This window comes from Enterococcus sp. DIV0682 (genome assembly GCF_051712685.1).
Taxonomy (GTDB): domain Bacteria; phylum Bacillota; class Bacilli; order Lactobacillales; family Enterococcaceae; genus Enterococcus; species Enterococcus faecalis.
This window is the reverse complement of the sequence record NZ_JBIOPK010000001.1, coordinates 993,647-1,006,492: the sequence shown is the minus strand read 5'-3', so window position 1 is coordinate 1,006,492 and position 12,846 is coordinate 993,647. Positions and strand designations below refer to the sequence as shown.

At 36.0% G+C, this 12,846-nt stretch carries 8 protein-coding genes; 1 reads left to right on the top strand and 7 read right to left on the bottom strand.

All coding sequences use genetic code 11. From position 1 onward, the window contains the following. The 3 genes from IGK96_RS04840 to IGK96_RS04830 form a co-directional block, all read right to left on the bottom strand. Positions 1 to 1,059 carry an NAD-dependent epimerase/dehydratase family protein gene (locus IGK96_RS04840; RefSeq protein ID WP_002378507.1) on the bottom strand — a complete coding sequence of 353 codons (1,059 nt, stop codon included), beginning with the start codon at positions 1,057 to 1,059 and terminating at the stop codon, positions 1 to 3. 12 nt (positions 1,060 to 1,071) lie between these two features. Next, positions 1,072 to 1,776, bottom strand: coding sequence for an IspD/TarI family cytidylyltransferase (locus IGK96_RS04835; protein ID WP_002378508.1), 705 nt, complete (start codon positions 1,774 to 1,776; stop codon positions 1,072 to 1,074). A gap of 1,137 nt (positions 1,777 to 2,913) precedes the next feature. After that, on the bottom strand, positions 2,914 to 6,573 hold the full coding sequence (locus IGK96_RS04830) for a GW dipeptide domain-containing protein (RefSeq protein WP_271232429.1): 3,660 nt from the start codon (positions 6,571 to 6,573) through the stop codon (positions 2,914 to 2,916). Between the two features lie 272 nt (positions 6,574 to 6,845). Here IGK96_RS04830 and IGK96_RS04825 point away from each other — a divergent pair, with 272 nt between their 5' ends. After that, the gene (locus tag IGK96_RS04825; RefSeq protein ID WP_000195429.1) at positions 6,846 to 8,018 is read left to right on the top strand and encodes an IS256-like element IS256 family transposase; all 1,173 of its coding nucleotides are present in this window, start codon (positions 6,846 to 6,848) and stop codon (positions 8,016 to 8,018) included. A gap of 206 nt (positions 8,019 to 8,224) precedes the next feature. On the opposite strand, the gene IGK96_RS04820 is transcribed toward IGK96_RS04825, so the two are convergent. The 4 genes from IGK96_RS04820 to IGK96_RS04805 all read right to left on the bottom strand — a co-directional run bounded on the left by IGK96_RS04820 (position 8,225) and on the right by IGK96_RS04805 (position 12,841). After that, on the bottom strand, positions 8,225 to 9,067 hold the full coding sequence (locus IGK96_RS04820) for a LicD family protein (RefSeq protein ID WP_002400614.1): 843 nt from the start codon (positions 9,065 to 9,067) through the stop codon (positions 8,225 to 8,227). 15 nt (positions 9,068 to 9,082) lie between these two features. Next, positions 9,083 to 9,916, bottom strand: coding sequence for a glycosyltransferase (locus tag IGK96_RS04815; protein WP_010707337.1), 834 nt, complete (start codon positions 9,914 to 9,916; stop codon positions 9,083 to 9,085). 120 nt (positions 9,917 to 10,036) lie between these two features. Beyond that, positions 10,037 to 11,434: a sugar transferase gene (locus IGK96_RS04810; protein WP_002356909.1), complete on the bottom strand. Its 1,398-nt coding sequence runs from the start codon at positions 11,432 to 11,434 to the stop codon at positions 10,037 to 10,039. Between the two features lie 105 nt (positions 11,435 to 11,539). Then, positions 11,540 to 12,841 (bottom strand): EpaQ family protein, encoded by a 1,302-nt coding sequence (locus IGK96_RS04805; RefSeq protein ID WP_010775969.1) that lies wholly within the window; start codon positions 12,839 to 12,841, stop codon positions 11,540 to 11,542. Positions 12,842 to 12,846: the final 5 nt, after the last annotated feature.

The window sequence follows — 12,846 nt, the reverse complement described above, 5'->3', positions numbered from 1 at the left end:
TCAATTTCCGCTACCTTCTAAAATTTTAATTGTATGTTTTAATGGTTCTTCCATACTGTCGTACAGAGGCCGCCAACCTAATGCGTAGATTTTTTGATTGTCTAGTAGTGCTTTTGTTGCTTTAGAAAATCCTTGTTTTTCTTGGGCGGTGGCTTCACCATGAATCACTTTTGTTCCAGCCACATTGGCTAATGTTTCCGCAAAAGTACGTAACGTAATATCGCAATGTTCGTTTGAAACATTGTAAGCTTCCCCCTTTTGCCCTTTAACTAATAAAAATAAAAGAGCAGATACAATATCTGCAACGTATGCATAAGAGTATAGTTGGGTCCCTGCGCTTTTTAACACAATGTTTTCTTTATGAACTGCATTCATAATAAATTGAGAAGAAGCTTTACTATCCGAAAGTAACATCGTAGGCCCGAAAGTACGACTAATTCTTGGAATAACAACATCAATACCATATTTCTGAATATAGGCTTGACATAATGATTCACTTGCTCTTTTTCCTTCGGGATAACCGGCCCGTAGCGTGTTACAGTCAATATAGCCGCAATAGTCTTCCGTAAATTTATCAAGATCTCCACGATTTTCTCCATAGATTTCAACAGTTGATAAAAATAACACTTTTTCACTATTCGCTTTGACCGCATAATCTAAAATATGCTGCGTACCAGCAATATTGGTCATAATCGTTCCAATTGGATCACTGGCATATGATTTAGGATGTGTATTACTAGCACAATGCAACACATAGTCACAAGCTTCTGCTATCTGAATTTCTTCTGTGACATCTCCGATAACTATATGGAATAACGGATCTTCTAGATAACTAGTAAATCGCTCTTCTAAACGCGACAATGTTCGTCCCATCGCCCAGATCGAAATATTCGCATTTCTCGTTTTATTTTGGTACATAAGCACATCAATTAAAAAGGTCCCAATCATGCCTGAAGCACCAGTTATAAAAACAGATTTATTAGTTACTTTCGTCCAATCTGGTGTCTTCTCTAAAACTCGTTCAACGTCTGATAAATAATTATCGTCTGTAAATAACATGGTATCCCTCCACTACTCTTCTTTCATTTTCAAGAAGCCTTTAAATAACTGTAAGTCATCTTGTGTGGTTAACTTAATGTTTTTATCTGAGCCTAAAGCAAAATACAATGTTTCGCCTAAATCCACCATCATAGTATTTGTGTATGACGATTCAGAAATACCAATATTCTCACGGAATGCTTTTTCGTAAGCCCAAGTTAATTTTTCAAATTTATAGGCTTGTGGTGTTGACACGCGACGTAATGTTTCACGATTAATATATTGTCGAGTTGTTTCCTCAGTTTCTTTTACAAAAATTTGTTCATTATATGGCAACGAAGTCACTGCATTTCCATATTCTTGACACTTAACAATTACATCAGATAAAACTAATTCATCAACTAATGGGCGAATCCCGTCATGGATAACAATAGTATCTTCTGGATTTGAATGTTCTTTTAAGAAATTAACCCCATTGTTAATTGATTCTTGACCAGAATTTCCTCCTGGAATAATCCATTGTAATTTGTCAATATGGTACTCTTTTGCATAGGCATCTAGTGTTTGTTCCCAACCTTTTTTACACACAACTAAGATTCGATCAATGAGTGGATGCTTTTGAAAAGATTCCAATGTGTAGATAATTATCGGTTTTTCCTCTACCATAATAAATTGTTTAGGAATCTCCTGCCCCATTCGTTTACCGACCCCACCGGCAATAATTAAAGCTGTAATCATTTGATACAAAATCCTTTCTCTAACTAGTCAACAACTAGTTTTATTTCAATTTTGTTTAACTTATATATTCATCAACACAGCCAAAACTGCATTCAATCTTTTACATTTTCTCATAACTAACAGTAAGTTTCAATAATTTATCGTAGACCTTAATCGAACTGTAAATATTTGATTAAGAAAAAACTCATTGATGAATATAAATCTGGACAGGTTTCGGAAAGTTTGACTTTTTATTAAGTGTATTTTCCACTTTATTTTTAATTGTTGTTCTTGACAAAAATTGATAGGAATTGCCAAACCAAGTGTTTCTTTACTTCGATGATCGTTATACTAATAAATGTAGCTCCCAATGATCTTCTTCAATTATTGTTAACTTTCAAAAATAGTATTTTCTTTAAGAGCCTGTCCATAATACATTCTTTAACAAACCCTACCTTAGTTGAAATAAAAGATACGACGATAAGAATACTCCTTGATTCATTGACTTTATGTTTTAAACTAGTCGTATAATTCCAATTGTTATACAATTCCACAACTAATATGAATTAAATTTTTAGATAATAACTTTCTTTGAAATATTTTCAAAATAAAGGAATTCAATAGTACCTATTATTGCTTTTTGATGAGGAACCAACGTATGAAATAGTCGCTAAATAAATTTTTTAATCTATGTTCCCATTTTCGCTCTAATAGTTTCACTTTGTTAGGGAAATCTGCCATTAAAACCTACTCTCTTGCATGAATTTCAACAGAGTAATCCTTAAATTTGCGACTATGGCGTACTTCCCTTTCCAAAATTCTTTAGAAGAATAAGAAGGACCTTCACCGAATTCTTCAATCTCTTAGTCCTTTAAGACTTAGAAATTGAAGAGATCGAAACGAAGTGTAGTGTACGATGATTTCATCTGTTCATGCTTCACAGTGAAACATTGCAACTTTTAGCGCTTTAGCTCTTTTGACGGCCGGACTGTGACGAGACGTATGTCGAGAAAACACCATAGAAGTTGTTGAGAACAATGCAACGCGTAGTGTTGCTTCTGTTTCCGCCGTTTATCAATTTTTAAGCCTGGGACAAAAATCTGAAGTGATTTTTGTCCCAGGCTCTTTCTGTGTGTGATTCAATAAGTATTTTCACTATTATTTTTTTAATGCTCGACTATCTACCCAGCCGATTGTTTTGCCATTCAATTGAAATTGGTATGAGGTCAGACCATTAGATAATTTTGCAGACTGGATAATGGTTACAACTTGGTTGGCATATTGAGAAGCACGTCCTAAGTTCTCGCCATCTTCGGCAGTATTGTTCGCTTTACTAAAGACCCCATGTCCATTAGAAATTGATGCATCTGCGATAATGCCTTGTTTGTTCATTTTCGTGTAAGTCGCTGTATTGAGAGTAGGGGTAAACGCCTGCTTATTCATCCAGCCAATTGTTTTGCCTCCAATCGCAAATCGCAAAAACTCTGCACGGCTAGTCTTCGCATACCCTGTAATATGGGCGGATTGACCTGCGTATATGTCCCCTTTACCCATACTAGAAACTCCTGGACCGACATTGTAAATTCCATTGTATACATCATGTTTTTTTGCTTCACTCGCTACTTTTACTTTTGCGTTGTAATCGTAGTTTTTTTGACTAATTAAATCATCAAAGATTGTTCCAAATGCTCGACTATCTACCCAGCCGATTGTTTTGCCATTCAATTGAAATTGGTATGTGGTCAGACCATTAGATAATTTTGCAGACTGGATAATGGTTACGACTTGGTTGGCATATTGAGAAGCACGTCCTAAGTTCTCGCCATCTTCGGCAGTATTGTTCGCTTTACTAAAGACCCCATGTCCATTAGAAATTGGCGCGTCTGCGATAATGCCTTGTTTGTTCATTTTCGTGTAAGTCGCTGTATTGAGAGTAGGGGTAAACGCCTGCTTATTCATCCAGCCAATTGTTTTGCCTCCAATCGCAAATCGCAAAAATTCTGCACGGCTAGTCTTCGCATACCCTGTAATATGGGCGGCTTGACCTGCGTATATGTCCCCTTTGCCCATACTAGAAACTCCTGGACCGACATTGTAAATTCCGTTGTATACATCATGTTTTTTTGCTTCACTCGCTACTTTTACTTTTGCGTTGTAATCGTAGTTTTTTTGACTAATTAAATCATCAAAGATTGTTCCAAATGCTCGACTATCTACCCAGCCGATTGTTTTGCCATTCAATTGAAATTGGTATGTGGTCAGACCATTAGATAATTTTGCAGACTGGATAATAGTTACGACTTGGTTGGCATATTGAGAGGCACGTCCCAAGTTCTCGCCATCTTCGGCAGTATTGTTCGCTTTACTAAAGACCCCATGTCCATTAGAAATTGATGCATCTGCGATAATGCCTTGTTTGTTCATTTTCGTGTAAGTCGCTGTATTGAGAATAGGGGTAAACGCCTGCTTATTCATCCAGCCAATTGTTTTGCCTCCAATCGCAAATCGCAAAAATTCTGCACGGCTAGTCTTCGCATACCCTGTAATATGGGCGGCTTGACCTGCGTATATGTCCCCTTTGCCCATACTAGAAACTCCTGGACCGACATTGTAAATTCCGTTGTATACATCATGTTTTTTTGCTTCACTCGCTACTTTTACTTTTGCGTTGTAATCGTAGTTTTTTTGACTAATTAAATCATCAAAGATTGTTCCAAATGCTCGACTATCTACCCAGCCGATTGTTTTGCCATTCAATTGAAATTGGTATGTGGTCAGACCATTAGATAATTTTGCAGACTGGATAATAGTTACGACTTGGTTGGCATATTGAGAGGCACGTCCCAAGTTCTCGCCATCTTCGGCAGTATTGTTCGCTTTACTAAAGACCCCATGTCCATTAGAAATTGATGCATCTGCGATAATGCCTTGTTTGTTCATTTTCGTGTAAGTCGCTGTATTGAGAGTAGGGGTAAACGCCTGCTTATTCATCCAGCCAATTGTTTTGCCTCCAATCGCAAATCGCAAAAACTCTGCACGGCTAGTCTTCGCATACCCTGTAATATGGGCGGATTGACCTGCGTATATGTCCCCTTTACCCATACTAGAAACTCCTGGACCGACATTGTAAATTCCATTGTATACATCATGTTTTTTTGCTTCACTCGCTACTTTTACTTTTGCGTTGTAATCGTAGTTTTTTTGACTAATTAAATCATCAAAGATTGTTCCAAATGCTCGACTATCTACCCAGCCGATTGTTTTGCCATTCAATTGAAATTGGTATGTGGTCAGACCATTAGATAATTTTGCAGACTGGATAATAGTTACGACTTGGTTGGCATATTGAGAGGCACGTCCCAAGTTCTCGCCATCTTCGGCAGTATTGTTCGCTTTGCTAAAGACCCCATGTCCATTAGAAATTGACGTGTCTGCGATAATGCCTTGTTTGTTCATTTTCGTGTAAGTCGCTGTATTGAGAGTAGGGGTAAACGCCTGCTTATTCATCCAGCCAATTGTTTTGCCTCCAATCGCAAATCGCAAAAACTCTGCACGGCTAGTCTTCGCATACCCTGTAATATGGGCGGCTTGACCTGCGTATATGTCTCCTTTGCCCATACTAGAAACTCCTGGACCGACATTGTAAATTCCGTTGTATACATCATGTTTTTTTGCTTCACTCGCTACTTTTACTTTTGCGTTATAATCGTAGTTTTTTTGGCTAATTAAATCATCATACTGTTTTCCACCACTAGATGTAAATCGTCCAGTGTAATCAGCATTAATATCAAACACACCTACGCCGATATCAACACCTGGAATCGTTAATAATGAAGACCATTGCCATGCCGCATAACCTTCATTTTTGTGCCATAACTGATCTGCAGTTGGTTCAAAAGGATACTGAGCAATCCAAATATTTTCAGTCCCTAGTTGTGTAGGCGATAAAACTCCTTCTGTAAACCAGGCTGCCATTGAATAATGTAATACATTCGTAAAACCTCTTGCTTTTAATTGATTAGCAAAAGCAATTGAATTAGCTGTCAATTGTCCATTATTCATGCTACCTTCTTCTGCATCATTAATCATTAAAGTGTCTTTTGGTAATCCAGTATTAATTGCTGTATCGGCAAAGTAGTTTGCTTCTTTTATTGCCTGATCTTTTGTTGTAAAGTGACTATAGTGATAGGCGGATACTTTTATTCCCACTGCATTTGCATTTTGAACTTGTGCAAATCTTTCTGGATTTTGATAAGTTGTCGCTTCGGTCATTTTAACGACCACTCCGCCTATCCCATAACTTTTCATAGTTTGATAATTTGCTACACTTAAACTACCATTCCAAGAAGATACATCGATAAAGTTTTTAGGCGGACGATTTGCCTCTGTTATGCTAATAGGATCACCATAGGCATATGCGGCTCTTTTTCTTCTCGTTCCTTTCATTCCTGATCCCATAGGTTTGTTCATATCCTCTGTTATTACGATTTCGTCTTCATCTTTATTATTAGCTTCTGAAGAACTAGTCGTTTCCGAAGTTTCTTCAGCATCTTTTGATTGCCAAGTGTCTTTAGCATCACTCGTGTCCAAACTATTTTTTGTTTCCGAAGGAACTGAAGATGAGGTGCTAGAAGAACTTTCTGTCGAAGTTTCCCCGCTAGATGACGTAGAGTTTAGTGTTTCTGCTGTATCCGTAGAAATTACTTCTTCTGCACTTTCACTACTTGATGCATCGATTGCATACACTATTGATGAACTAGGAACCAATGCTGTCAACATTAGCATTGTAATAACAGATATTTTATTTATTCTCTTCATTATTTATTTAACCCTTCTTTTTGCGTATTGTTTACAATTAATCCTCATTTAATTATAGTATGTAAATTTTACTTGAAACCAACAATTTTTTACTTTTCAAATTGAAATTTCTCAAAACTGATTAGAATGAGCACTAGTTTCAAATAATTTTCTAATAAATTTTAGCTTACGGATAAAGTCCGTATAATTGTGTAAAAGTAAAAAGGCCATATAACAGTCCTTTTACGGTACAATGTTTTTAACGACAAAAACATACCCAGGAGGACTTTTACATGACCCAAGTACATTTTACACTGAAAAGCGAAGAGATTCAAAGCATTATTGAATATTCTGTAAAGGATGACGTTTCTAAAAATATTTTAACAACGGTATTTAATCAACTAATGGAAAATCAACGAACAGAATATATTCAAGCAAAAGAATATGAACGAACAGAAAACCGACAAAGTCAACGAAATGGCTATTATGAGCGCAGCTTTACGACACGTGTAGGCACGCTAGAATTAAAAGTACCCAGAACACGTGATGGCCATTTTTCACCCACAGTGTTTGAACGTTATCAACGAAACGAAAAAGCCCTCATGGCTTCAATGTTGGAAATGTATGTATCAGGCGTTTCAACTCGTAAAGTATCAAAAATTGTGGAAGAACTTTGTGGTAAATCCGTCTCTAAGTCCTTCGTTTCTAGCTTAACAGAACAGCTAGAACCTATGGTTAACGAGTGGCAGAATCGTTTATTATCAGAAAAAAATTATCCTTACTTAATGACCGATGTACTCTATATAAAAGTACGAGAAGAAAATCGAGTACTCTCAAAAAGCTGTCATATAGCGATTGGAATAACCAAAGATGGCGACCGTGAAATTATCGGCTTCATGATTCAAAGTGGCGAAAGCGAAGAGACCTGGACAACATTTTTTGAATACCTAAAAGAACGCGGTTTACAAGGTACGGAACTCGTTATTTCTGATGCGCACAAAGGATTAGTCTCTGCCATTAGAAAATCCTTCACCAACGTAAGTTGGCAAAGATGCCAAGTTCACTTCCTAAGAAATATCTTTACCACCATTCCTAAAAAAAATTCAAAATCTTTCAGAGAAGCTGTTAAAGGAATTTTTAAGTTCACAGATATTAACTTAGCGCGTGAGGCTAAAAATCGATTGATTCATGATTATATCGATCAACCAAAATATTCAAAAGCTTGCGCATCATTGGATGATGGATTCGAAGACGCCTTTCAATATACCGTACAAGGAAATTCCCACAATCGACTAAAGAGTACCAATCTAATTGAACGACTGAATCAAGAAGTACGCAGAAGAGAAAAGATTATTCGCATCTTCCCCAATCAAACATCAGCCAATCGCTTAATTGGAGCCGTTCTTATGGACCTACATGATGAATGGATTTATTCTTCAAGAAAATACATCAATTTTGATAAGTAGAAATGGTAAAAACATTGTATAGCATTTTACACAGGAGTCTGGACTTGACTAGCTTACGTCAAGAAAATCTTGCTAACTTTTTTTTACTATTTTATTTCTAAACTTTATCTTTTTATTACATTGATTATGTTATTTATTTTTTTACAACAAAATGCTGAACGCTATTTATAGATAACGTTCAGCTTCAGTATAAATAATTGAAGTTTTTAAAGATATTCTGTATACGATTTTTTAGTATCAACAATTAGCGCTTCATGATGAGGTTGACGATCTTCCTCTGGTGGCAATTGCATATAATCCCCAAAAACCTGTGTTAAGTAGCGCTTGTAGCCCACTGGTATTGGCATTTTTGTATCTTCAAATGGAACAAAAATAGCAGATTTAAAATCTTCTAAATGATAAATATTGCCCATGTAGCGTGGTCCGACACACAATTCTGTGACATAAGGAGTTGAACCAAAGGAATACTTGGTCATTCTTTTTTCAGCGAAGCGCCAAATATGATAGCGAATTTTGCTTGAAGAAAAAATCCCTAATAAAACCTTGCTTCCTGTAGCCATCAGACCACCATGTTTTTCTGGAACAACTTGCGAACAAAATAACGCATAAATCAGTGCCCAAAACTTTTGGATTTTTCTTCGCAATTTCCCTTCTGGCGCACCATCTAACGGAAAAATATCAATTGGTAAACCATGAGGGATATCTAAATCCTCTTGATAGGGTTTAATAAAAGTAGTGGCAGTATCCCTAATAGTTATAAATGAATTATGATCATTATATGTTTTAGAAGCAACTAATAATGGATATCTATTTATGTCTGCTTTCTGTGGCCATAGCTTTTTTAATTTTTCATAGTCTGGTCGTGGCATAAAAAAATCCAAATCATCATCCCACGGAATAAATCCTTGACTGCGTACAGCACCAATACAACCACCGCCACAGAAATAACATAATAAATTATTTTCTTGACAAAATTGCACAAAATATTTGGACATAGTTAATGTTACAGCCTGTATTTCTTTTAAATCTGTCTGAGACATCTCTTGCATAATTTTACCTCAATCTTAATCATTTTCTTTCCTTAAAAACTTCTCATAAAATTTACCTCGTAAAGTATTCGGCATCAAACTTACGACAACATGTGCACTGGAACTCACAAAAAAATCTTTAAAACTACCAAGTCCTGCTTGATAGATTGCTTTGCGTCCTTTTAGTCCTGACTTAAAATACTGCCAACCACCACGCCGTGCGTACATATCACTGCCTGTTCGAGCATAGACTAAATGTTCAGAAAGGTTCTGTGCTTCCTTTCCTTTTTTCAATAACCGCACCCACAAATAATAATCTTCAAATCCTGACATTGGCAGATAGTTACCGACCTCTAAAATGTCTGACTTCTTATACATGACAGTCATATGATTAAACGGGTTTCTTCTTTTGGAAAATTCACGAATAGCCTCATTAGAACTGGGAAGGTTACGATACCCCAAAATATTTTCTATGTTCCCTTCAAATTCGATAATGTTAGAACCGGTAATGACCAAGTTAGGATTTTTTTGAAATAATTGCCACTGCTTTTCAATCCGATCCGTCTTCATAATATCATCTGCATCCATTCGTGCAATCAGTTCATTACGACAAGCTTTAACCCCTTCTGCCAACGCTTTACCTAAACCAACATTTTTTTCTAGAGGTAAAACATGAAGCACTTCTGGATACGTTTCTTTATATTTATCTACAATGACTGTCATTTCTTCAGTTACAGGACCATCTTCTACTAATACTATTTCATCGACTTTTACAGTTTGATTAAAAATACTGTCTAAACATGCAATAACATATTCAGGACGCTCCTTTATATAAATGGAAAGTAAGACACTTACTGGTACCTTTTCCATTTCTTCACCCCTATTTCTTTTTTCATCCACGCTTGTATATTTTTACATAGAATACCTGATTTTTCAAGCTTTGTTAGAAGTCTCTCTTTTTTTCAAAAAAAAGAGAAGCCATAGCTCCTCTTAACGGTAAATTCTAATAGCATTCTCTTTACAATAATCCATCGTCAATTCTTCACGTTCTTCAGACTCATCCAATCCTCTTGATGATACTTTATCAAAGAGAATTTTGATGGTTTGAAGCAGAATTTTCATATCCAACAGTAATGAATAATTCTTGATGTACAGTAAATCAAAGTTCAATTTACTATTGTAGTCAGAAGCATACTTCCCATAAACTTGGGCATAGCCGGTAATCCCCGCACGTACATTGTGACGTAAATAGTAATTCGGGTTTTCCTGATTAAATTGATCAACAAAGAATGGTCGTTCAGGACGTGGTCCAACAATGGACATATCCCCGCGAATAACATTGATTAGTTGTGGCAACTCATCAATACGTAAAGCGCGCAAGTATTTACCAACTGTAGTGACGCGACTGTCGTTACTTGTAGATAAGACTGGACCTGATTTTGCTTCCGCTGTTGCCGACATCGTTCTAAATTTTAAAATCGAGAACTCACGTTGATCTAATGTAATCCGAGTTTGTTTGTAAATCACTGGTCCCGGTGAGGTTGCTTTGACTAAAATCGCTGCAATAAGCATTAAGGGTGAGGTAATCACAAATAGGCAAACAGAGACTAAAATATCGAATAAACGTTTAATAAAATTCTCTTCTGGTTGGATTTCAAAATTTGAGACTTCGATAATACTTTCATCTTCAAAGTTCATCATGTTTGGTTTTAACATAATTAGATTTTCAAAACTTGTATCTAAAAAGATTTTTTTCTTGTGTTTGACAATTAATTGATACAATTTTACTTTTTCGTTCTCATCAACATTACTTGAAATATAAACAATATCGATTTCATCGATAATTTTTTTTAAGTTTTCATAGTAATTGCTGACAACAACACTCGTTACTTTATGCTTGTTATTTTTATCAGACATAAAGTTTTGAATTGACCGCATAACTTGATTTTCTTTACCTAGTAAAACAACTTTTCGCTCATTGCTGACCTTTAAGTAAAGATAATAAACAAGAATTCGCCAAAGACTTAGAACAATAATTCCGATTATAAAGGAATATCCTAAAACAGAACGCGGGAACGTAAACCAACGTCCGGCAAATGTCACAATCATAATCGTTAAAGTCATTAAAATTTGACCAATCACCGTGACAAAAATGATGTCACTAATTTTGCGATTATAAAAAATATACGCACCTAACAACAAATTCAAAAAGATAAAAAAGATTGAAATGTAAATTGCAGATTTTTCATAAGCCACAAAGTTAAATGAAGGAATTTCTCGGCCAAATTTCACCATAAACCCTAAGATGATTGATAAATTATAGAGCAAAACGTCTGCTAAAATAATTACAATTCGTCTTGCATTACTCCATTCACTTTTTGATGTCATTAAAAACTTCCTCTCTTCACTTCCAGTAATTACATTATTTGTAATAACATGCAACCCCTATATTACCATAATGTCAGCGGACAAGAAAGTTCTATAGGATGAAAATTATCTGCGATGTCTTTGGACACGACTTAATTCTTCAGGTTGGTCCCAGCCCTCTTCGTCAACAGGTGCTATCGGGCGCTCTTCATTGCTAACAGGACTTGTTTGTTTCACTCGTTTTCTTCTTTTAGGTGTCGTTGGTCTTTCATGTCTTCCTCGTTTTTTCTCTGGCCGGAAGTAGAAGGCTAGCCCAAGGAAACTATAAACTATCGGCATCCAATGAGGCGCTAATAAAATATCTTCCATAAATGAATGAATCCAGATTAAAAGGAAGCCTAAAAGTAAACTAACTTGCAAACGATCCAATGTTTTTTTGCGGAAACCAATCAATAAAATCATACTGACTAAAAAACCAAATAAAATCAGATAGCCAATGACACCGAAATTACTTAACGTAAATAGAAAAGCATTATGTGTCCCCAGCGGTTTCCATGAGGCCACAAAAGGCTCCATACCGACTTTAATATGTTGAGGATCAGATAACCATTTAGCAAAAAACTCATGCCAAATTCGTTCTCTTCCTGTAAATAAATCAACAGTATCCGATTCCGCACATAAGTAAAACAACAATGGTCCCAATGCAACTACTCCGACAAAACCAAACAGCCAAACTTTCGAACGTTGCAAGAAACGTTTTGGTAAAAGATTATCCACCAGAATAAAACCAACTAAAATGGCAAACGAGGTTTTGGATTGACTGACCCATGTACCTAAAACACCACCAATGTATACAGGTAAAAGCAGCAGGTTAAAAACCTTGTTTCTGTATGCTTTGATCAAACTACTGGCCATCATTGTTGAAAACATCAACGTTGCACCAATCGTATTGGTATTAATCCAAATACTTTCTAGTTTATTTGATTCTTTAAAAATTTCGTCTGCTGGAATCAACTGAGGCAACTCCACGGACATCCGATACAAAGTCGCACTCAAAGCAACTAAAGAGACAATTAATAAAAGCGTTTGATCCACACGGTCAAAGACACAAACTTTAAAACAAAGGACCAACAAAATAATTAAAGGAATCATTGTATCTGTTTGCATTGTGCTATGACGGATTGATTCCGTAAAGTGAAACAAGAGCCAGGTGGCTAACGCCAACGCAACGGTTAGCCAGTCAATAAATTTTAATTTCGTACAATTTAATAGCAGTACAAGTATTACTGCTATTAATAATAAAATTGAACTATTGGCATACATATATTTTGTGACTGGCGCATCAATTCCTACGACCCACATCGTATACGAGCCGATCATTGTAACTAATAAAATAAGTCGACCGATTCTATTCAATACTTTTCCCATATTCA